Annotated in this window: 21 protein-coding genes; 12 read left to right on the top strand and 9 right to left on the bottom strand. The window is 61.6% G+C overall.

Features of this window, described 5'->3' with window-relative positions:
• Window positions 1–6: 6 nt before the first annotated feature.
• The gene (locus P3S72_RS18835) at window positions 7–1,893 is read right to left on the bottom strand and encodes a DUF262 domain-containing HNH endonuclease family protein (protein WP_276193571.1); all 1,887 of its coding nucleotides are present in this window, start codon (window positions 1,891–1,893) and stop codon (window positions 7–9) included.
• Between the two features lie 214 nt (window positions 1,894–2,107).
• On the bottom strand, window positions 2,108–2,443 hold the full coding sequence (locus P3S72_RS18830) for a DUF6124 family protein (RefSeq protein ID WP_276193570.1): 336 nt from the start codon (window positions 2,441–2,443) through the stop codon (window positions 2,108–2,110).
• Window positions 2,444–2,822: 379 nt separating this feature from the next.
• On the opposite strand from P3S72_RS18830, the gene P3S72_RS18825 reads away from it, so the two are divergent.
• Window positions 2,823–3,281, top strand: coding sequence for an HIT family protein (locus P3S72_RS18825; RefSeq protein WP_276197956.1), 459 nt, complete (start codon window positions 2,823–2,825; stop codon window positions 3,279–3,281).
• A 127-nt stretch (window positions 3,282–3,408) separates the two neighbouring features.
• On the opposite strand, the gene P3S72_RS18820 is transcribed toward P3S72_RS18825, so the two are convergent.
• From P3S72_RS18820 to P3S72_RS18790, 7 genes are all read right to left on the bottom strand, one after another.
• Window positions 3,409–3,747, bottom strand: a complete 339-nt coding sequence (locus P3S72_RS18820) for a Na+/H+ antiporter subunit G (RefSeq protein WP_276193569.1) — start codon at window positions 3,745–3,747, stop codon at window positions 3,409–3,411.
• A complete protein-coding gene (locus P3S72_RS18815) occupies window positions 3,744–4,022 on the bottom strand; it encodes a K+/H+ antiporter subunit F (RefSeq protein ID WP_276193568.1) in 279 nt (92 codons plus the stop codon). The genes P3S72_RS18820 and P3S72_RS18815 overlap by 4 nt, the downstream gene beginning before the upstream one ends.
• Window positions 4,019–4,507: a Na+/H+ antiporter subunit E gene (locus P3S72_RS18810; protein WP_276193567.1), complete on the bottom strand. Its 489-nt coding sequence runs from the start codon at window positions 4,505–4,507 to the stop codon at window positions 4,019–4,021. Before P3S72_RS18810 ends, P3S72_RS18815 begins: the two co-directional genes overlap by 4 nt.
• Complete coding sequence (locus P3S72_RS18805) at window positions 4,504–6,186, bottom strand: monovalent cation/H+ antiporter subunit D (RefSeq protein ID WP_276193566.1); 1,683 nt, start codon at window positions 6,184–6,186, stop codon at window positions 4,504–4,506. The genes P3S72_RS18810 and P3S72_RS18805 overlap by 4 nt, the downstream gene beginning before the upstream one ends.
• Window positions 6,183–6,527 carry a Na+/H+ antiporter subunit C gene (locus P3S72_RS18800; RefSeq protein WP_007986256.1) on the bottom strand — a complete coding sequence of 115 codons (345 nt, stop codon included), beginning with the start codon at window positions 6,525–6,527 and terminating at the stop codon, window positions 6,183–6,185. The genes P3S72_RS18805 and P3S72_RS18800 overlap by 4 nt, the downstream gene beginning before the upstream one ends.
• Window positions 6,527–9,448 carry a monovalent cation/H+ antiporter subunit A gene (locus P3S72_RS18795; protein ID WP_276193565.1) on the bottom strand — a complete coding sequence of 974 codons (2,922 nt, stop codon included), beginning with the start codon at window positions 9,446–9,448 and terminating at the stop codon, window positions 6,527–6,529. The genes P3S72_RS18800 and P3S72_RS18795 overlap by 1 nt, the downstream gene beginning before the upstream one ends.
• 209 nt (window positions 9,449–9,657) lie before the next feature.
• On the bottom strand, window positions 9,658–10,587 hold the full coding sequence (locus P3S72_RS18790; protein ID WP_276193564.1) for a DMT family transporter: 930 nt from the start codon (window positions 10,585–10,587) through the stop codon (window positions 9,658–9,660).
• A 92-nt stretch (window positions 10,588–10,679) separates the two neighbouring features.
• Between P3S72_RS18790 and P3S72_RS18785 the strand changes: the two genes are divergently transcribed.
• The 11 genes from P3S72_RS18785 (at window position 10,680) to P3S72_RS18735 (ending at window position 21,661) form a co-directional block, all read left to right on the top strand.
• Window positions 10,680–11,243 (top strand): XRE family transcriptional regulator, encoded by a 564-nt coding sequence (locus P3S72_RS18785; protein WP_276193563.1) that lies wholly within the window; start codon window positions 10,680–10,682, stop codon window positions 11,241–11,243.
• A gap of 155 nt (window positions 11,244–11,398) precedes the next feature.
• Entirely contained in the window at window positions 11,399–12,595 is a 1,197-nt protein-coding gene (locus P3S72_RS18780; RefSeq protein WP_276193562.1) for an SfnB family sulfur acquisition oxidoreductase, read from the top strand.
• A 12-nt stretch (window positions 12,596–12,607) separates the two neighbouring features.
• On the top strand, window positions 12,608–12,967 hold the full coding sequence (locus P3S72_RS18775) for an acyl-CoA dehydrogenase (protein ID WP_276193561.1): 360 nt from the start codon (window positions 12,608–12,610) through the stop codon (window positions 12,965–12,967).
• The gene (locus P3S72_RS18770) at window positions 12,967–14,400 is read left to right on the top strand and encodes an LLM class flavin-dependent oxidoreductase (RefSeq protein WP_276193560.1); all 1,434 of its coding nucleotides are present in this window, start codon (window positions 12,967–12,969) and stop codon (window positions 14,398–14,400) included. The genes P3S72_RS18775 and P3S72_RS18770 overlap by 1 nt, the downstream gene beginning before the upstream one ends.
• Before the next feature lie 114 nt (window positions 14,401–14,514).
• Window positions 14,515–15,423: an AMP-binding protein gene (locus P3S72_RS18765; protein ID WP_276193559.1), complete on the top strand. Its 909-nt coding sequence runs from the start codon at window positions 14,515–14,517 to the stop codon at window positions 15,421–15,423.
• The gene (locus P3S72_RS18760; protein ID WP_276193558.1) at window positions 15,420–16,190 is read left to right on the top strand and encodes an ABC transporter ATP-binding protein; all 771 of its coding nucleotides are present in this window, start codon (window positions 15,420–15,422) and stop codon (window positions 16,188–16,190) included. The genes P3S72_RS18765 and P3S72_RS18760 overlap by 4 nt, the downstream gene beginning before the upstream one ends.
• Window positions 16,190–17,071, top strand: coding sequence for a branched-chain amino acid ABC transporter permease (locus P3S72_RS18755; RefSeq protein WP_276193557.1), 882 nt, complete (start codon window positions 16,190–16,192; stop codon window positions 17,069–17,071). Before P3S72_RS18760 ends, P3S72_RS18755 begins: the two co-directional genes overlap by 1 nt.
• Window positions 17,072–17,075: 4 nt before the next feature.
• Window positions 17,076–18,125, top strand: a complete 1,050-nt coding sequence (locus P3S72_RS18750) for a branched-chain amino acid ABC transporter permease (protein WP_276193556.1) — start codon at window positions 17,076–17,078, stop codon at window positions 18,123–18,125.
• A gap of 17 nt (window positions 18,126–18,142) precedes the next feature.
• Window positions 18,143–19,483 (top strand): ABC transporter substrate-binding protein, encoded by a 1,341-nt coding sequence (locus tag P3S72_RS18745; RefSeq protein ID WP_276193555.1) that lies wholly within the window; start codon window positions 18,143–18,145, stop codon window positions 19,481–19,483.
• A gap of 3 nt (window positions 19,484–19,486) precedes the next feature.
• The gene (locus P3S72_RS18740) at window positions 19,487–20,254 is read left to right on the top strand and encodes an ABC transporter ATP-binding protein (protein ID WP_276193554.1); all 768 of its coding nucleotides are present in this window, start codon (window positions 19,487–19,489) and stop codon (window positions 20,252–20,254) included.
• Between the two features lie 12 nt (window positions 20,255–20,266).
• A complete protein-coding gene (locus tag P3S72_RS18735; RefSeq protein ID WP_276193553.1) occupies window positions 20,267–21,661 on the top strand; it encodes an FAD/NAD(P)-binding protein in 1,395 nt (464 codons plus the stop codon).
• Window positions 21,662–21,885 lie beyond the last annotated feature (224 nt).

The raw sequence follows: 21,885 nt of genomic DNA, 5'->3' as shown, positions 1-21,885 counted from the left end.
CCTGCGTCACGTACTTGGACCAATCCACAATGTCCGTGCGACCTCAAATAATTTGGCGCCACGTTCAGTGATAGTTGTTTCGTTCCACTGAGTTATTTGCATCAACTCACGATTTAGATGAAGATTTGAGTGTTCAAACAATGCCTGTCGCTTCTGAGAATATGCATGATTTTGCAGTGAACGGTTAACTCCATAGTGTACGAGCGTGAGATTGCCCATGCGAGGTACGGAGTATTCACGATTAAGAATGGCTTGTGATCGATTGTCTAAGTGGCCTGATACATATTCAAGTTTGTACGCTTCAGTTGCTTCAGCAGCGGTTGAAAGTGTACCGTCGGAGAGTGGCCAGTGCGCATACCAAGACTGAGGAAGGATGTGGTCGATGTCTAAGGTATCCAACGCCAATGGCACGCGCTCTTCACTTCGCTCTGTACGGAGTGCCGTTTCTAGACGGTGGAAGGTGGTCCGTAGTTTTATCGCATCGAGGCGACCTGGATAAATATCACCTTCCAGCCAATGGTGTAGAAACTCTTCGTCAGTTGGCCAGCGCGAAGCGTCCCCAAGCGGTTCAGCCAAGTTGTTTCGAAACGCAGTGGCGCTTAGTTCTCCAGCTTGAAGTTTTTTCAGTTGTTGTGCAAAAACTTTGTTGTAGCTTTTTCTGGTGAGTCCGCATACCGCCCGGCGCACTAGATATGATTCTATGCAGTCAAAAATGTTGTGCTGGTCTTCAAACGAAAGATACGATGAAGCAACCTTGAGCGCCAAGGCGTGCGTAGGAGAAGCATCCCACGCAGCAACGCGTCGACCGAATATGCCAATGGGTGTCTCTCCATTGCCTTTTACCAAATTACGATAGTGTTCGGCGTGGCTGTTGAGCAACTCAAGTTGGGCGTCTGCGCTGTATAGTTTCGGTGTGTCATCCACAAAACGGCGATAGCCAGCGTATAACCGTCCGATATCTATTTCTTCAGCAGTTTCTGCTTGCAGTACGGTTTGTACGAACCACTCCAGTCGGGGCCGGTTGAGTCGGCCACGTGACTGTGGCTCTGACCATAATTCATCTTCAAATCTGGACCAGAGATTTTTGTAAAGATCATCAGCATTCAATCCGGCACGCATAAAAATGAAGTTGCGAATTAAATCGGTCGCATGGAGTTGTGCGCCATGACCATTGAGTGTTTCAAATATGACTTGGGCATCGTCGTCTTCGCCCAGTGAAATGCATACTATTGAAAGGTCTGTAAGGACAGCTGTCGCTAAAGCCACTGCGACGGTGTGGTAAGACTCTTCCGTCTGACTCTCTCCCCATTCGATCATCGCATTACGGAAAAATACAATCGCTTCTAGTGCTGGAGGATGGTGAATGCCTATTTTTCGAATACTGCCGCTTTGCGTAAAGCTCGAAGGAAATCTTTCACGCAGGTCGTCGATCGATATAGCCGTCATCGCTTGGGTATATTGATGACGGTCTCGAAATGTGGGCCAGAGCTTGAAAAGCTCTACCTCTTTTTCTTCCATGGTCTCTTGGTTGCTGTTGCGTAGACAGGTTTCGATGACGGGCAGGAAATTTGGCTGTTCCCATTCGCGCAAAGCGTGCATCAATGCAGTCAGTACATATTGCATCGTTGTCAAACGTTGTTGTCCATCAATGATGTGGTGTCGCTCGACTCCTAACAGGCCTGTCTTCTTTTGGGGTTCCAGCACGACGGCCCCCATAAAATGAGGCACTGCCTTATCGCCTGTAAGACGAGATTCTGCTTTGTCGCGTATGTCTTCCCAAAGGCGCTCCCATTGGTCTTCTCGACTCCATACGTAGGGCCGTTGGTAGAACGGAACTCGATACTGACGCCTGTCTTGGAACATCTGCTGGATGTTGAAGGTGCGTGAATCCATTTGCCCTGTTTCCTTTTGGCTTTTTAAGACGCGTTAGTGAGTTTTTCCTTGGGCTATCCAAGCGATCCAGTTGGAATGTTGGTACAGAAATTAATCGCTTCAATCCGCAAAATATCAAAACCCTAGATCAGGTTCACGTCGGCTGCGATCAAGTAGCAGGAGCGTATCTATTTACTCCCCTCATAGATACGCCAGTTGTAAGGTCGCTCTCGTCCTAACGCTGAGCTGGGAGTGGATACTGATCCAATGCTCTATCCACTAATAATTCAATTCCCTCCAGCATTCGGCAAATTCCTAGCGCCACGCTACGCGAAGCGCCATCAATCTCGAACGCCAAATGGCTCGCCAGTGCCTGAGCTGACGCAAGATCCTCCGACGCATTGACCAGAAGTGTCTCGGCATCCACGCCATCGCGCACGGCAAAGAGGCCATGGTTTGGTGCAGGCTGTTCGGTGTTCTTGGGTGAGTTCAAATAATGGTTAATCGCTCGATGAGCAGCAGCTTGAAACGCGTTTGAATTCGATGGCGGATTCGGACTGTCTTTAATCATGACTTAGCTCCTAGAGTATTGGAGCCACCACCCATCGCTGCGAAACGATACCCGGGTGGCAGCTGTACGCAGGTTCGCAGACCGGGACTCTAGGCACCCGGCATACCCGAAGGTATCCCGCGCACAGCCGCCATAACATCAGGCATAAAAAAGCGCCCGCTATCTGAGGTGGACGCTGTGCGTCTAGAGTTTAACCGGGCTGCGAAACCCGGTCGCTGAATTTGCAGCGACCGCCGAAGATTAGTGATGCATCTTCCGAGGGGCAACCCTAAAAAGATGTCGGAAAGTTCTCGTTTCTACGGTTTTTTTGACGCCGGCCGAAGCGTGCTTTTAGATAGTTGCCATAACCCGACCCATGATGAAACTGACGGTGATTCAAATGGATTGTATTTTCTGCAGCATTGTCCGACAAACCTCCCCGGCCCACATTCTGTGGGAAGACGAACACCATATGGCCTTCCTGTCTATTTTCCCCAACACCCCAGGTTTCAGCGTGGTGATCCCCAAGCAACATTACGGCAGTTATGCGTTTGCACAGTCGGATGAAGTGCTGGCAGGTCTGGTTGTGGCGGCGAAGAAAACGGCGCTGCAGATTGACCGGGCGTTTCCCGATGTGGCGCGCACGGGGATGATCCTCGAAGGGTACGGGGTGGATCATCTGCATGCGAAGCTGTTTCCCATGCATGGGACGGGGCAATACAGCACGTTCAAACCGTTGAGCTCGAAGGTGGATAAGTTCTTTGAGGCCTATGAAGGGTATATCTCGTCGCACGATTCGGATCGGGCGGATGATGCCGAATTGGCGGAGTTGGCGGCACACATCCGGTCCTTCGCCTAGCGTCGATCCAAATGTGGGAGGGGGCTTGCTCCCGATAGCGGTGTGTCAGCGACAGATGCATTGACTGACACACCGCTATCGGGAGCAAGCCCCCGCCCACATTTTTTGACCGTGTTCGCTTCAGCACTCAGCGACGGCTGCTGACCTCGGCGGGCACATCGTCACCGGCCATGCGCTTGCGGAACAACGCCGTGCGCGCCAGCAGCAGCGTCGTCACCGGCACCGTGATCGACAACAAGATCGGGATCAGCCAGCCATGCAGCACCGGCGTGGACTTGAGTACCGAAAAATAGATGATCGACGCCAACGCCACGCTCCACGCGCCCAGCGTCGAGGCCAGTGCCGGCGGGTGCATGCGCTGGAAGAAATCCTTCATGCGCAGCAACCCGATTGCGCCAATCAGTGCAAACACGCTGCTCAGCACCAGCAACACGGCCATGCACACTTCAATCCATAACGGCATCATTCGATCACCTCGCCACGCAGCAGGAATTTGGCCAGGGCAAATGACCCGACAAAGCCAAACAGCGCGATCAACAGCGCCGCTTCGAAGTAGGTATCACTGGCATACCGAATGCCCAGCACCAGCATCATCAGCATCGCCAGGATGTACAGGTAGTCCAGCGCCAGGACCCGGTCCTGGGCCGAGGGGCCTTTGAACAGGCGGATCAGCGTCAGCGCCATGGCCAGCGAGAACAGGAACAGGCTGAACAGGATCGCATTGGCGAGCAGGGCGCTCATTCGAAGATCTCCATCAAGGGCCGTTCGTAGTCGTGTTTGAAGTGCTGGATAAACTGCGCTTCATCGTCCAGGTCGAAGACGTGCAACAACAGGATGCTGCGGTCCAGGGCAAGTTCCGACCAGACGGTGCCTGGGGTCACGCTGGTGATCATCGACAACACGGCCAGGCCGTTGGCGTCGCGCAGGTCCAGGGGGATTTTGATAAAGCGCGAACGCGGTGGCCGCGAGCCGCACACCAGCACGCCCCAGGCCACTTTCAGGTTGGAGACGATCACGTCACGGCCTACCCGGAAGAACAGGCGAATGATCACTCCGGGACGATGGATACGAATCGGCAACGGGCGCAGCGGCGCCATCAGCAGCGGCGCGAGGACGCCCAACAGCGCGCCCAGCAGCAGGTTGCCAGGGCTCACGGACAGGTTCAGCACCAGCCACAACACCCACAACGCCAGCGACAACCACGGGGCCGGGAACAGGCGCTTCATGGCTGCACCTCCAGCGCGGCGGTCTTGGCTTCAGGGCTGGGTACCGGGCGTGTGGCCATGACCGCCATCACATACTGTTCCGGGTTGTTCAGGCGCTTGGCGGTGTCGAGGGTATAGCGCATCAGCGGCTCGGCCTTGAAGGTCAGCAGGATGCTCAGGCCGAGCAGGAAGAAGATCGGCACGCACTCGTAACGGCGTAGCAGCGGTGAAGGGCGCTCTTCTGGGGTCCAGAAGCGTTGGATGCCCAGGCGGGCGAAGGCGATCAGCGAGGCCAGGCCGGACAGGATCAGCAACGTCACCAGGCCCCACGCGGCAGGGCGGATGGGCTCATCCACCGAATGCCCCAAGCCCAGCGGATTGACCAGCGCGCTCAACAGGCTGAGCTTGCCGATAAACCCTGACAGCGGCGGCATGCCGATGATCAGCAGCGCGCAGGCGACAAAGCTCAAGCCGAGGAATGCCATGGTCCAGGGGATCACCTGGCCGACCACGGCTTTCTGCTCGTCATCGAGGTTGACGCCGGGGCGTGGATGCAGGGATTCCATGGCTTTGGGCAGCGCGTCGATCTCCTCGTCCAGCGGCAGGTCGTTGGCCGAGCGCGAGCGTTCGATCAATTCGGCCAGCAGGAACAGCGCGCTCAAGGCCAGTGTGGAACTGACCAGATAGAACAGTGCCCCGGCTGTCAGGCTGGGCTGGGCGAAACCCACCGACGACAGCAGGATGCCGGCCGAGACCAGGATGCTCAAGCTGGCCATGCGCTCCAGGCGCTGCGCAGCCACCATCGCCAGCGCCGCGCAGATGATGGTCGCCATGCCGCCGTACACCAGCCAGTCGCCGCCGAACAGCGCCGACGCCCCGGCCTGGCTGGAGAACAGCAGGGTCCACAGGCGTAGCACGGTGTACACGCCGACCTTGGTCATGATCGCGAACATCGCCGCCACCGGCGCGCTGGCCGATGAGTACGCAGGCGCCAGCCAGAAATTCAGCGGCCACATGCCGGCCTTGGCCAGGAACGCGGTGGCGAGGATCGCCGCCCCCGCGTGCAACAGACCGCGATCGGCCTCGGGCACCAGTGGGATTTTCAGCGCCAGGTCAGCGAAGTTCAGCGTGCCGGTGACGCCATAGATCAGCGCCGCGCCGATCAGGAACAGCGACGACGCCAGCAGGTTGATCGCGATGTAATGCAGCCCCGACGACACCCGCGCACGGCCGGAACCGTGGAGCATCAAACCGTAGGAAGCCGCCAGCAACACCTCGAAGAACACGAACAGGTTGAACAGGTCGGCGGTGAGAAAGGCGCCGTAGAGGCCCATCATCTGGATCTGGAACAACGCATGGAAACTGGTGCCCGCGCGGTCCCAGCGGGCCATGGCGAACAGCAGCGCACTCACGCCGATGATCCCGGTGAGTACCAGCATCAGCGCCGACAGTTGGTCCACCACCAGCACGATGCCGAACGGCACTTGCCAGTTGCCGGGCAGGTACACGCCGATCGAACCGGGGCCACCTTGTTGTGTCCAGTACAGCAGCAAGATCGCGATACCGAGGCCGAGCACGCTGGAGAACAGGTTGATACGCGCCTTGAGCGGGCGGTGCTTCTCGCCGAGCATCAGCATCAGGGCGGCGGTCAGCAACGGCAGCAGGATCGGCGCGACGATCAGTTGATTGACCCACGTCATTCCTTGGGCTCCCGGCCGTCCACATGGTCGGTGCCGGTCAGGCCCCGCGACGCCAGCAGTACCACGAGGAACAGCGCGGTCATGGCGAAGCTGATCACGATCGCCGTCAGCACCAATGCCTGGGGCAGGGGGTCGGTGTAGTGCAACAGGTCTTGCGGCACGCCGTCCTTGATGATCGGCTCCTTGCCGATAAACAGGCTACCCATGCTGAAAATGAACAGGTTGACCCCGTATGACAACAGACACAGGCCCATCACCACCTGGAACGTCCGTGGTCGCAGGATCAACCAGACGCCGGAGGCCGCCAGGACCCCAATGGCAATTGCGATGACTTCTTCCATCAGGCGGCTCCTTCCGGTGTAGCAACGGTTTTCGGCTGGTTGCTCGGTTTATGGGCCCGCACCGATTGGTGACCGAGAGCGGTGAGCATCAGCAGCGTCGAGCCGACGACCATGGCGTACACGCCGACGTCGAAGAACAGCGCGCTGGCGATATGGATGTCGCCGAGCACCGGCAAGCTCAAATGCCAGGTATGGGTGGTGAGGAACGGGTAGCCGGCGAACAAGGCACCGAGGCCGGTCAGGGTCGCCGAGAACAGGCCGAAGCCCATCCAGCGCATCGGTCGCAAACTCATCTGCGCCTCGACCCACTGGGTGCCGGCGACCATGTATTGCAGGATAAACGCCACCGACATCACCAGGCCGGCGACAAAACCACCGCCCGGCTGGTTATGGCCGCGCATGAACAGATAGAACGACACCACCAGCGCAATCGGCAGCAGCAGGCGCACCAGCACCGCCGGCACCATCATGTAGCCCAACGCGGTGTCGCTGGCCTGGCGTGGGTTGATCAGGTCGGTGGCCGCGTCCGGCGCGAGTTGGCGCTGTTGCGCGGGCAATTGCATGCTTTCCTTGGAGGGGCGGAAGCGCCGTAGCAGCGCGTACACAGTCAGCGCCACGGCGCCGAGTACAGTGATTTCGCCCAGGGTGTCGAAGCCACGGAAGTCCACCAGCATCACGTTTACCACATTGCTGCCGCCGCCTTCGGGGAGGGCGCGGCTCAGGTAGAACGAGGAAATATCGTTGGGCGTCTGGCGGGTCAGCATGGCATAGGACAGCAGCGCCATGCCGCCACCGACCACGGTGGACAGCAGGAAGTCGCGCAGCCGGCGAATGCGTGCCTTGCGCAACGTATGGGGCAGTGGTGAGACTTCTTCGATCCGTCGTGGCAGCCAGCGCAGGCCCAGCAGGATCAGCACGGTGGTCACCACTTCCACGACCAACTGCGTCAGCGCCAGGTCCGGCGCCGAGAACCACACGAAGGTGATGCAGGTCATCATGCCGCACACGCTGACCATGGTCAGGGCCGCCAGCCGGTGGTACTTGGCTTGCCAGGCGGCACCGAGGGCGCAGGCAATCGCCAGCAGCCACAGGGTGACGAATACGATGGACCCCGGGATCTTCGGCCGGTCGCCCCAACTGAGGCCGCTGTTGAGTATTGGGATCATGCCGCCGATCACGGCGACTAGCACCAGCAGGAACAACTGCGTCTGCAGGCGCTTGGTACTGATGCGTTTCTCGATCCTGCGCACGCCGCGCATCATCACCACCAGGCAGCGTTCGAAGGCGCGCTTGCCATTGAAGTAGCTGATGATCGGCGGGTACTTGAAGCGCCCGCGCTTGAGTTGCTTGCGCAGCAGCAGGTAAAGCACCACGCCGCCGGACATTGCCACCAGGCTCATGATCATCGGTGCGTTCCAGCCGTGCCAGATGGCCAGGCTGTATTCTGGCAACACCCCGCCGACCACCGGCAGCGCGGCGGCGGCGAGGATCGAGCCGACCACCTGGGCCGGGAATATCCCCACCAGCAGGCAGGTGAACACCAGCAGCTCCACCGGCGCGCGCATCCAGCGCGGCGGTTCATGGGGCGTATGCGGCAGGTCGGTTGCGGGCGGGCCGAAGAACACATCCACCGTGAAGCGCAGCGCGTAGGCCACGCTGAAGGTGCCGGCGATGGTCGCGATCACCGGCAGGGTGATTTCCACCCAGGCGGTTGCTGAGATAAACACCGTTTCAGCGAAGAACATCTCTTTGGACAGGAAGCCATTGAGCAACGGCACGCCAGCCATGGACGCACTGGCCACCATCGCCAGAGTCGCGGTAAACGGGATCAAGCGCACCAGGCCGCTGAGCTTGCGAATATCGCGGGTGCCGCTTTCGTGGTCGATGATGCCCGCCGCCATGAACAGCGAGGCCTTGAAGGTGGCATGGTTGAGGATATGGAACACCGCAGCGACGGCGGCCAGCGGGCTGTTGAGGCCGAGCAGCAGGGTGATCAGCCCGAGGTGGCTGATGGTGGAGTAGGCCAGCAGACCCTTGAGATCGTTCTGGAACATGGCGCAGTAAGCGCCGAGCAGGAGGGTCACGGCGCCGGCACCGCCGACGATCCAGAACCATTCGTCGCTGCCGGACAGCGACGGCCACAGGCGGGCCAGCAAGAACACGCCGGCCTTCACCATCGTCGCCGAATGCAAATAGGCCGATACCGGCGTCGGTGCCGCCATGGCGTGGGGCAGCCAGAAGTGGAACGGGAACTGCGCGCTTTTGCTCAAGGCACCAACCAGCACCAGGACCAGCATGACCGGGTACAGCGAGTGCGCACGAATCTGATCGCCCGCCGCCAGTACCCGGTCCAGGTCATAGCTGCCGACGATATGCCCCAGCAGCATCACCCCGGCCAGCAGGCACAGACCGCCCGCGCCGGTGACCATCAACGCCATGTAGGCACCGCGTCGCGCATCGGCGCGGTGATGCCAGTAGCCGATCAGCAGGAACGAGAACAGGCTGGTCAGTTCCCAGAAAAACACGATCTGGATCAGGTTGCCGGAGATCACCAGGCCGAGCATGGCCCCCATGAATGCCAGGAAAAACGCAAAGAAGCGTGGCACCGGATCGTCCGGCGACATGTAGTAACGCGCATACAGGGACACCAGCGTGCCGATGCCGAGTACCAGCATCGAGAACAACCAGGCGAAGCCATCCATGCGCAAGACAAAATTCACGCCCAGGCTGGGCAACCACATGAATTCTTCGCGGATCACCCCGCCGTGGGCGATTTGAGGGTAGAGCAGGGCGACTTGAACGGTACCGGCCAGGGCAATAAGGCCGGCCAGCAGGGATTCGGTGTTGCGCGCATTGTGCGGCAGCAAGGCCGCCAGACAGCTGCCGATAAAAGGCAGAAGCAGTAGAACTATCAGGGACATAGGCTTCTAATCTGCGGGAGTTTGGGATGCATCATACGTGCCGCTTTGTCGATCACCAAACGGCAACATGTGGCTGAATCCTACAAGGTAGGCTGAAAACGCCCATTTGGCATTGTTTCAAACGCCCTTTCCCACAAACGCCACCGCCCCAGGTGGACGCCGGGCTTGCCCACAATGGCGATTTTACTGCCAGCGCTACAGCTCGGGCCTTAGCCCTGCTGCTCCTGTTCCTTGGCATTTTGCAATTCGATGGCTTTCTGCCCGCGCGTCTTCAGCTCACTCACCACCACCGCCGCCACGATCAACGCCGCCCCGACCATGGCAATCGGCGGGAACCGCTCCCCGGCAATCCGCCCAACCACGCCGGCCCACACCGGTTCCCCGGCATAAATCAACGTGGCCCGCGTCGGCGAAACGCTCTGTTGCGCCCAGTTCATCGCCACTTGGATCACTGCGCTGGTCAAGCCCAGGCCCACCGCGCTGAACAACAGCAACCAGGAGAACCCCGGCAGCGCCTCGCCCATCGGCACCACCATCAGGAACGACAACAACGACGCCGTGGCCAGTTGCACCACGGTCACTCGACGCACGTCCACTTGCCCGGCAAACGCGCTGATCAGGATGATCTCGGCGGCAATCGCCACCGCGCCGATCAGCGTGGCGATTTCGCCGGGGCTGAAATTCAGCGAGGCGCCGGCTGGGCCGGTCAACAGCATCAACCCCGCGAACGCCAGCATGATGCCAATGCTCGGCATCAACCCCGGACGACGGCCCAGCACCAGCCATTGCAACAACGGCACGAACGGTACATAGAGCGCGGTAATAAATGCCGACTGGCTGCTCAGAATCGTCTGCAGGCCGATGGTCTGCAACCCGTAGCCGAACATGATCGCCACGCCGATAAATACCCCGGCTTTCAACTCAAACAGGGTCAGGTCGCGCAGGGTGCGCACGGAAAAGCAGCCGACCACGATCGCCGCCGCGGCAAAACGCAGGCCCACGAAAAACATCGGCCCGCTGACGGTCATGGCGTGCTGCACCAGCAAAAAGGTGCCGCCCCAGATCATGGTGATGAACACCAGGATGCATTCGGCTTTGCTGAAGCGGTTGAAACGCGAGGGAGCATTCGGGGTGGTCATGGCGGCTCAGTCTTGCAAGGGAAGGGCGCGGAACGCACAATGCGCCGCACGCTGGGCAGTATACTGCGCACACCCACCCATTGAGCAATATAGTGCACAAAGAAAATCCGCAACGGGCCTCGGTCCTGCAGCACGTCAGCCAGAATGTTCGTCGCCTGCGGCATGCCGCCGACTTGAGCCAGACAGCGCTCTCGGAAAAGTCCGGGGTCAGCCGGCGCATGCTGGTGGCCATTGAGGCCGGCGAGAAAAACGTCAGCCTGTCCACCCTCGACCGTGTCGCCGAAGCGCTGGACGTAGCCTTCAGCGACCTGATCCAGGCACCGGACGCGCCTGACCATAGCCGCATCAACGAACTGGCCTGGGCCGGGGACATCCCTGGCAGCAAAGCCGTGCTGCTCGCCAAAGCCACGGCGCGGCGTGAAGTCGAACTGTGGGAAATGCGCCTGGAGCCGGGCGATCGCTACAGCCCCGAGCCGGACCCGGATGGCTGGAGCGTGCAGTTGTTCGTATTCGAGGGCAGCCTGACGTTGATTCTGGATGACCAGGAAAAACCGCTCGCCGCCGGTGAGTTCTTCATGTTTGCCAGCCGCCAGGCCCACGCCTATCGCAATGACGGCGACGTTGCGGTGTGCTTTGTGCGCAATGTGGTGATCTAACTGTTTACCGGGCAACAGTGGATGGGCACTTTGCGCGATCGCAAGCGAGTGCTCATGCCTTAAAATGTTAGCAACCCACTGATTTTATTGACGATTGGTTTCAGGCACGACTCCTGCAATCACTCCAGTATCCCCTTGGACTCTGGAGTCGGCCCATGTCAGCCCACCCTCAACACCCTGCTCATATCATCCGTTCAGACGCTGAAGCCATCGAGGTTGCCACGCGTCTGGCCGCACGCTTCGCCGTCGATGCCAGCGTGCGCGACCGCGAACGCCGCCTGCCGGTGGCCGAACTCGACGAGTTTTCCGCCAGTGGCCTGTGGGGTATCACCATCCCCAAGGCTTACGGCGGTGCCGAAGTGTCCTATGTGACGGTGGCCGAGGTGATCAAGTTGATCGCCGCCGCCGATCCGTCCCTGGGGCAGATCCCGCAGAACCACCTGGGTGTGGTGGATATCCTGCTGCAAACCGGCAGCGAGGAGCAAAAGCGCCACTACTTCGGCAAGGTCCTGGCCGGCTACCGTTTCGGTAATGCGTTCTCCGAAGCCAAGAGCAAAAACGCCGGCACCTTCGACACCCAGATTCGCGTACACGCTGATCACGCCCAGATCAATGGCGAGAAGTTCTACTGCACCGGCGCGCTGTTCGCCCATATCGTGCCCGCCGTCGGCACCAACGAACAGGGCAATGCCTTTATTGCCTTCGTCGAGCGCGATGCGCCGGGCCTCACGGTCATCGACAGTTGGGACGGCTTCGGCCAGCGCACCACTGCCAGCGGCGGCGTGACCCTCGACGGCGTGACAGTGCCTCTGAGCGCGGTGATTCCCGCGCATCTGGCGTTCGATCAACCGACCGCCGACGGCCCGATTTCGCAAATCATCCAGGCGGCGATCGACACCGGCATTGCCGTGGGCGCTCTCGAACAAGCGAAAATCTACGCGCGCCAGGCCCGTCCATGGATCGACAGCCAACAGGATCACGGCTGGCAGGACCCATTCACCCTCGCCGCGATCGGTGATTTGGAATGGCGCGTACACGGCACCGAAGCGATTCTCGCCAAGGCCGGTAAAGCGGTCGACCAGGCCCTCGCCGAACCGAACGAAGACACCGTCGCCAACGCCTCGCTGATCGTCGCCCAGGCCAAAGTCCTGTCGGCCGAAACCGCGTTGCTCGCCAGCAGCAAGCTCTTCGAACTGGGCGGTACCCGCTCGGTGACCGGCAAGCACAACCTCGACCGCTTCTGGCGCAACGCGCGCACCCACACCCTGCACGACCCGGCCCGCTGGAAATACCACCTGATCGGTAACTTCGTGCTCAACGGCGTCAAACCCGCACGCCATGCCTGGAACTGAGGAGTCTGCCCTATGAATGCACTGACCCAACCCACCGCACTGGACCAGGCTCGCCAATTGCTGGAGAGCACCCGCCGTAGTGTGCAAACAAGTGATGACCCCTACGTGATCAGCCGCTTCGGCGATTGGCAGATCCGCGTGGAGGTGGCCGCCGCGTTGCTCGAGTACGCCCAAACCCACGCAACGCCTGTCGCCTTCACCGAAGCGCAGATCGCCGCCGCCGAAGCGTTGCTGTTCGCCAGCGCCGCCGAATTCGAACTGACTGGCCAACGCACCGCGCTGGCGCCAACCCTCGAAGACCCGCTGCGCTGGAAGTACCAGATTGTCGGCAACTACCACCTCAACGGTGTCGCCCCCGGGAGTGCTGTTTGATGGCCCGTGAAATTCGCTTGAATGCCTTCGACATGAACTGCGTCGGCCACCAATCTCCCGGCCTGTGGGCGCACCCGCGTGATCGCTCGTGGCAGTACAAGGACCTGGAATACTGGACCGACCTGGCGAAAATCCTCGAGCGCGGCAAGTTCGACGGCTTGTTTATCGCCGACGTGCTGGGTATCTACGACGTGTACAACGGCAATGGCGACGCGGCGATTCGCCAGGCGACCCAAGTGCCGGTCAACGATCCGCTGTCGCTGATCGCACCGATGGCGCTGGTCACCGAACACCTGGGTTTTGGCCTGACCGCGTCGTTGTCCTTCGAACACCCGTATCCGTTCGCTCGGCGCCTTTCTACCCTCGACCACCTGACCAAGGGCCGGATCGGCTGGAACATTGTCACCTCCTACCTGGAAAGCGGCGCCAAGAACCTCGGCCAGAACGCCCAGACCGAACACGATGCCCGCTACGACTACGCCGAAGAGTACCTGGAGGTTTGCTACAAACTCTGGGAAGGCAGTTGGGAAGACGGCGCCGTGCTGCGTGACCGCGAGCGGCGGATTTTCAGTGACCCGAGCAAGATTCACGAGATCCGCCACGTCGGCAAACATTTCCAGGTGCCCGGCATTCACCTATGCGAACCGTCGCCGCAACGCACGCCGTTGCTGTACCAGGCGGGCGCGTCCAGCCGTGGCAAGCAGTTCGCCGCCGAACAGGCCGAGTGTGTGTTTGTCGCCGCGCCGTCCAAAGTGCAGCTGAAAAAGACCGTCGCCGACATTCGTCGCCGTGCGGCCGAGGCCGGGCGTGATCCGCGCAAGATCCTGATCTTCAATCTGCAGACGGTGATCGTCGGCGAGACCGACGCGAAGGCCAAGGCCAAGTTCGACGAATACACATCCTACGTCAGCTACGAAGGGGCCATGGCGCTGATCTCCGGCTGGACCGGCATCGATTTCAGCCAGTTCAAGCCCGACGAGCCGCTCAAGCATGTGCATACCAACGCCATTCAGTCAGCGGTGGAAGCGTTTTCCACGGCCGATCCGAACAAGGTCTGGACCCCCAAAGAGCTGGCCGACTGGGTCGGCATCGGGGGTTTTGGCCCGCTGTTTGTCGGCGGTCCGGAAACGGTGGCGGACTTGCTGCAGGAGTGGGTGGAAGAGACCGACGTGGACGGCTTCAACCTGGCCTATGCGCTGACCCACGAAACCTTTATCGACGCGGTGGAGCTGCTGGTGCCGGAGTTGCAAAAGCGCGGCGTGTACAAGACGGAATACGCTCAGGGCACGTTGCGCGAGAAGTTGTTTGGTGAAGGCCCGAGGTTGCCGTCGAACCACCCTGGCGCCGGCTACCGCGATTTGTCCGGCCAAAACAAATCCAATGTGGGAGGGGGTTTGCTCCCGATAGCCGAGGGTCAGTTAGAACATATTTGATTGATCCGTTGCTATCGGGAGCAAGCCCCCTCCCACGTTTCGATCTTCATTGCCTGATCAACATCAGCCAGCGGACCACCGCACGCTTACCCACCCAATAGGAGCATTACCCCTATGAGCGTGCATGACCTCAAACGCCCACTGGCGTTGGAATGGCCGGCCGAGCTGCTCGGTCACCGGCCCAAGGCCCTGGAACAACTGCGTCACTGGGCGCAAATCACGCCGCTGCACACCGCGCTGCGCCACAAGCGCCAGGGCCAGTGGTACGCCTGGCGCTGGATCGACGCCTTGCGCGATGTCGAGCGTCTGGCCGATGGCTTGCGCCAGCAGGGGTTCAACGAACAATCGCGGTTGGCGCTCTGCGGTGCTTTCGAACCCAATTTGTTGCTGCTGGCGCTGGCCGCCCAATCCGTCGGCGGCCAGGTGCTGACCCTGGCCGATGACTTGGAACCCGAGGCCCTGCGCCAACAACTCTGGCGCATTCGTCCGAGCCACGCCCATGTGCACGATCGCCGGCAGCAGCCTGGGGCATCGATCAATGTGTTGGACTTCGGCCAGTTGCTTGGCCCCGTCGATCCGGCCCGCCCCCTCAGCCGCTGGTGGCACCCTGCCGGTGAGGCCGTGCTGTGGAGCGAGGAGGGCACCCATTGGCAAGGCGGCCTGGCGGTGCTGCTGGAGCAATGGCTGAGCAGCGGTCGCGGCCTGGCCTTCCCGGAAAGCCCGGCTTCGGCCCGGCGTGATCGCAGCGAAGTTGCGCCCACCGGCTTGCTGTTGTCACCCGCGCGCCTGCAGCACCTGGCTGACGACATCGAAAGCCGCCTCGCGCCCTACGGCACCTGGCGCCGACGCCTGTGTGACTGGGCCATTGCCCAGCCGCACAGCGGCCTGCGCCGTCTGCTGAAAAACCGCGTGCGCAAACTGCTGGGCTTCCAACGCCTGGCCTCTATCTGGCAACCACCCAGCACGGGCACGTCCGTGAGCGACCCGGTGTGGCTGGCTGAATTCAAACGGGACATCGCATGAGCCAAGCCATTCTCCACGTGCGGGATATCTCGCTGTCATTCAAGGGGGTCAAGGCGATCAATGCCTTGTCCTTCGACGTACAGCGCGGCGAGATCTGCGCGCTGATCGGCCCCAACGGCGCCGGCAAGAGTTCGCTGCTCAATGTGCTCAACGGCGTGTATCGCTTCGATGCCGGCGAGATCGTGTTCGAGCAGCAGCATTTCCACCGAATCGACCCCTTGGGCGCTGCGCGCCGAGGCATTGGGCGGACCTTCCAGAACAACGCGCTGTTCAAAAAGATGAGCGTGCTCGACAACATTCTCACCGGCCTGTCGCGGCATATGCGCACGAGCTTTATCGAACAGGCCCTCGGCTTACCCCGTGCGCGGCGCGAGGCCGCAGCGTTCCGCCGACGTGCCCAGGGCATCCTCGAGTTTCTTGAGCTGCAGGCCCACCGCGATGTGCTGGTGGGCAACTTGTCCTACGGCCTGCAAAAGCGCGTGGAGCTCGGCCGGGCGTTGATCGCCGGGCCCAGCCTGTTGTTGCTGGACGAGCCCATGGCCGGGATGAATGCCGAGGAAAAACAGGAGATGGCGCGCTTTGTCGCCGATGTGAACCGCGACCTTGGCACCACCGTGGTGTTGATCGAGCACGATATGGGCGTGGTCATGGGCCTGTCCGACCATGTGGTGGTGCTCGACTACGGGCGTAAGGTCGGTGACGGCACCCCCGCCCAAGTGCAGGCCAACCCCGACGTGATCGCGGCGTACCTGGGAGTGGTCCACTGATGACGTTCTTTTTCGAAACCCTGCTCGGCGGCCTGCTCGCCGGCACCATGTACTCGCTGGTCGCCATCGGTTTTGTGCTGATCTACAAGGCCAGCGGCGTGTTCAATTTCGCCCAGGGCTCGATGTTGCTGTTTGCCGCGCTGACCTTCGTCAGCCTGCATGACCAGGGCGTGCCGTTTGCCCTGGCGCTGTTGCTGACGGTGGCGGTGATGGTCGTCGGCGCCTTGCTCATTGAGCGCCTGGTGCTGCGCCCACTGGTGAACCGTTCGCAGATCACCCTGTTCATGGCCACCCTGGGCCTGTCGTTCATTATCGAGGGCCTGGCCCAGGGCTTGATGGGCTCGCAGGTGCGTGCGCTGGACTTGGGCATCGACGACGTGCCGCTGTTCGTCGGGCCGCTGATGCTCAGCCAGTTCGACCTGATCGCGGCCGCGGCCGCCGTGGTGCTGGTGACGGTGCTGGCGTTGCTGTTCAACAAGACCCGCATCGGCGTGTCGTTGCGCGCCGTGGCCGATGACACCACGGCAGCGCTGTCCATCGGCATCAACCTCAACCGGATCTGGCAGATCGTCTGGACGGTGGCCGGGATCGTCGGGCTGGTGGCCGGGCTGTTGTGGGGCGCGCGCCAGGGTGTGCAGTTCTCGCTGTCACTGGTGGTGCTCAAGGCCTTGCCGGTGTTGATCATCGGCGGCTTTACCTCGATTGGCGGGGCGATTGTCGGCGGGCTGATTGTCGGCGCGGCGGAGAACCTCGCCGAGGTGTATATCGGCCCGCTGCTCGGCGGCGGCATCACGCCGTGGTTTGCCTACGTCCTGGCCCTGGCCTTCCTGTATATCCGTCCCGCCGGCCTGTTCGGCGAGCGCGCCATCGAGCGAGTCTGAAACCATGTCGATCCCTGTTGCTCAAGAAACCGCACCGTTACTGCTGATTCAGCGCCGAGTGCCCTGGGGCCTGCTCGGCCTGTTGGTGCTGGCGTTTATCGTGGTGCCGCTGTGGGGCAATGATTATTGGCTCAGTGCGATCCTGATCCCGTTCCTGGTGCTGTCCCTGGCCGGGCTGGGCCTGAACCTGCTGACCGGCTACACGGGGCAGACTTCGGTGGGCGCCGCCGGATTCATGGCGGTCGGTGCGTTTGCCACCTACGGCTTTCTGCTGCGCCTGCCGGAGCTGGGCTTGCCGGTGGCGTTGCTCGGTGGCGGCCTTATCAGTGCGCTGGTCGGCTTGCTGTTTGGCCTGCCCAGTTCGCGGATCAAGGGCTTCTACCTGATGGTCACCACCCTGGCCGCGCAGTTTTTTCTCGAGTGGCTGTTCGTCAAATTCCCCTGGTTCTACAACTACGGTTCGTCCGGCACCCTCTCCGCGCCGAAGCTGGCGTTGTTCGGGTATGACCTCAACACGCCGCTGGGGCGCTACTGGCTGACGTTGCTGACCGTGCTGCTGCTGACCTGGAGCGCCGTCAACCTGGTGCGCAGCCAGGTGGGGCGTAACTGGATGGCGATCCGCGACATGGACACCGCCGCCGCCGTGGTTGGCATCCCGGTGGTGCGTTACAAGCGCCTGGCGTTTGCGGTCAGCTCGTTCTACCTCGGCATCGCCGGTGCGCTATGGGCCTTCGCCTATCTGGGCACAGCCAGCGCCAGCAGCTTCGATATCAATCGTTCGTTCCAGATCCTGTTCATCATCATTATCGGCGGCATGGGCAGCATCGCCGGCAACTTCGTCGGCGCGGCATTTATCAGTTTGCTGCCGATCTTCCTCAGCCACGCCGGGCAGGCGCTGTTCGGCGGCTCGGTGGATGCGGGGCAGTTGCAGAACCTGCAGAAAATCATCTTTGGCGTGCTGATCATCGTGTTCCTGATCAAGGAACCCGAAGGCTTGATTCGCCTGTTGCATAACCTTCGCGATCGGCTGCGTCAGTGGCCCCTACGTTTCTGACCTCTATGAGAACCCCCATGCGTGCATCCTTGAAACGTTCCCTGGCCGGCGCCGCCTTCGCGCTGGCCGCCCTGGCCGGTGCAGTGCCCCAGGCCGTGGCGTCGCCCGACCAGCAGTTCTTTCCCCTGGCCACCTACCGCGTCGGCGCCTATGCCTCCAGCGGCGTGCAGGTGTGGGCCGGGATGATTGACTACCTGCGCTACATCAACGAGGTCGAAGGCGGTATCAATGGCGTAAAACTGGTGTGGCAGGAATGCGAGACCGAATGGACGGCGGAGAAGGGCATCGAGTGCTACGAGCGCTTCAAGAACGGCCTGGATGGCGCGCCGGTCGCGGTGTACCAGCCTAACGGCGCACCTGCGGCCTATGCCTTGAGTGAGCGTGCCGAAGTGGACAAGGTCCCGTTGATCACCCTCGGGTATGGCCGCACCGAAGCCACCGACGGCACCGTGTTCCCCTATAACTTCCCGGTGATGCTGACCTTCTACAGCGAGGCGTCGAGCCTGGTGAACTACATCGCCCAGCGCGAAGGCGGTTTCGACAAACTCAAGGGCAAGAAGATCGCCACGGTCTACCACGACTCGGCCTACGGTCGCGAAACCCTCGGCCCGCTGAAGCTGCTCGCCGAGAAGTACGGCTTTGAGAATATCCAAATTCCGGTCGCCGACCCCGGCAACGAGCAGTCCGCGCAATGGCGCCAGGTGCGCCAGGCCAATCCGGACTGGGTGTTCCTGCGCACGTGGGGCGTGTCCACCCCGGTCGCGGTGAAAACCGCCGCACGTTTTGGCTTCCCGGTCGACCATATCATCGGCGATATCTGGGCCAGCTCCAGCGAAGACGTATTGCCCGCCGGCAGCGCTGCCAAAGGCTACCTGGCGCTCACGCCATACCCGGCCGGCGCCGACTTCGAGATCCACAAGCGCCTCAAGCAATACGTCCTCGACAAAGGCCATAGCGACCTCAAGGACCTGAAAAACTTCGGCAGCGTTTACTACAACTCCGGCCTGGTGAACGCCGCCGTGGCGGTGGAAGCGATCCGCACCGCCCAGGCCAAGTTCGGCAAGCGCCCGCTCAATGGCGAAGAAGGCCGCTGGGGTCTGGAACACCTGAATATCGACGACGCGCGACTCAAGGCCATGGGCTACCTGGGCCTGATGCAGAACCTCAAGCTGTCCTGCCGTGACCACGAAGGCGGCGGTTCGGCGCGGGTGCAGCAGTGGGATGGCGCCAACTGGACGCTGGTCAGCGACTGGATCGCCGCCGACCGTGCGCTACTGCGCCCGCTGATCGATGAAAAGTCCACCGCGTTCGCCAAAGAAAAAGGCCTGACGCCACGCACTTGCGCCGGGGATGAATAAATCATGAACCTACCCGCCGCTGGATCTACACACGCCGCGCTGCTGACGGTCAACGACATCGAGGTGATCTACGACGGCGCGATTCTCGCCGTGGCCGGGGTGTCGCTGAGCGTACCCAAGGGCGCGATCGTCGCCTTGCTCGGCGCCAATGGCGCGGGCAAGAGCACCACGCTCAAGGCGATCTCCGGGCTGGTGCGCGCCGAGCGTGCCGAAGTCAGCCGTGGCGTGATCGAATACGCAGGCCGTGACCTGGCCGGTGTCGACCCCAGCCAACGGGTGCGCCAGGGCATGGTGCATGTGCTGGAGGGGCGCCATGTGTTTGGTCAACTGACGGTAGAGGACAACCTGCGCAGCGGCGGCTTTGTACGCCGCCTGAGCCGCAAGGCCATGGACGCCGATCTGGAGCGCATCTACGCCTGGTTCCCCAGGCTCAAGACCAAGCGCCACACCCGCGCCGGCCTCACCTCCGGCGGCGAGCAGCAGATGGTCGCCATTGGCCGGGCGTTGATGACCCGTCCTACTTTGGTACTGCTCGACGAGCCGTCCATGGGTTTGGCGCCTATGATCGTGCAGGAGATATTCGAGATCATCGCGCAGCTCAACCGTGAGCAGCAGGTGAGCTTCCTGATTGCCGAGCAGAACATCAACGTCGCACTCAACTATGCGTCCCACGGCTACGTGCTGGACACTGGGCGCGTGGTCTTGAGTGGCAATGCCGCTGAACTGTTGGCGCGGGGCGATTTGCATGACATTTATCTGGGTAAACAGTAAAGGCGAACAGGCATGACTGAATCCATCCGCAACGCTGATGTCCTGATCATCGGTGGCGGCCTGAGCGGCACGATGCTGGCCGTGCAACTGCTGCGCCTGCCCGGGCAACGGCACATTTTAGTGATCGAACCGCGCGCCGAACTCGGCCGTGGCGAGGCCTACAGCGCGGTCGAGCTGGGCCATACCTTGAACGGCAATGCGGCGCGCATGAGTGTCGACCCGGATAACGCCGACGACCTGACTCAATGGCTTACCGATTACATCGGCGCTGGTGGCTGGCCGGAGTCGGACCAGCAGCACGTGCCGATCAGCGAGCTGTTCCCGCCGCGCGGGATTTTCGGGTTGTACGCGCAGCAGCGCTTGGCCGAGGCCAAGGCGCTGTCGACGTCCACCGTCGAGCATCTCCGCGCCGAAGTGGTCGACCTGCAAGTGGAGCCCGCCGCGACGCTGCTGACCCTGGATAACGGCCAGCAACTGCGTGGCGCCCAGGCGGTATTGGCCACCGGGATGTTCCCGGCGGCGCGCACGCCACAGACCGAATCCAGCGGCTTGAACGCCGCCGCGCTAGACCCGTGGGACGTGCAGGCCATGACCCAACTCGACCCCCGGTCGACGGTGCTGATCATCGGTTCCGGGCTGACCATGGTCGATGCCGTGGTGTCCCTGGAACAGGCCGGGCACCGGGGGCCGATCGAGGTGTTCTCGCGCCACGGTCTGCTGCCCCATGTGCGTCGACAGCCACCGGTCTGGGACGATTTTCTCGCCGCCGACCACTGCCTGCGCAGCCCTCGGCAGTTGCTGCGCGAGGTGCGTCGGCAATGCCGCATCGCGACGGCGCGGGGCATCGATTGGCAGGCGCCGCTGGACACCGTGCGCGCGCATATCGGCCGGTTGTGGAGCCAGGCCAGCGAACGCGAGAAGCGCCAGTTCGTGCGGCATGTGCGGCCGTGGTGGGAAAGTCATCACCACCGTTCGCCGCCGCTGAGCGCGCAGTTGGTGGCGCGCCTGCATGAAGAGGGGCGCCTGCGCATTCGCGCGGCGTCGTTCAAGGGCTTGGCGCCTGCGGTCAACGGGGTCAGCATCCGCTTGCGTCAGCGTGGCGAGCAAACGATCACCCAGGTCGCGGGCGCGGCGCTGATCAATTCCAGCGGCATCGAATACGACTGGCGCCGCGTGGCCCGGCCGTTGCCCCAGCAGTTGCTCAAGCGCGGGTTGATCCAGCCGGGGCCGTTGGCGCTGGGGATTGCGGCGGATGCGTCGGGTGCGGTGCTGGATGCCCAGGGCCAGGCCAGCCCGCGACTGTTCGCCATGGGCCCGCCGTTGCGCGGGATGTGGTGGGAGAGCACGGCGGTGACGGATGTGGCGCTTCAGGCCAAGGCGCTGGCGTTGAAACTGACAACAATCTAAAGGTGGGATGGGGCTTGCTCCTGATGGCGGTGGTTCAGTTAAAAACCTGTGTCTGATACACCGCTATCGGGAGCAAGCCCCCTCCCACCTTTTTGACCGCGCTCGGCTTCCAGTACCAGGTCAGCTATAGGGCCGCCTCGCCAATATCAAAAGCCAAATGAGATCTATCTGATCCATGGAGATCCAAATGTGGGAGGGGGCTTGAACTGGCCTAATGATTTTGG

This window comes from Pseudomonas sp. D3 (genome assembly GCF_029320995.1).
In the GTDB taxonomy this organism is placed as follows: Bacteria; Pseudomonadota; Gammaproteobacteria; order Pseudomonadales; family Pseudomonadaceae; genus Aquipseudomonas; species Aquipseudomonas paraveronii.
The sequence above is the reverse complement of the archived record's forward strand: the minus strand, read 5'-3'. Positions and strand labels throughout refer to the sequence as shown.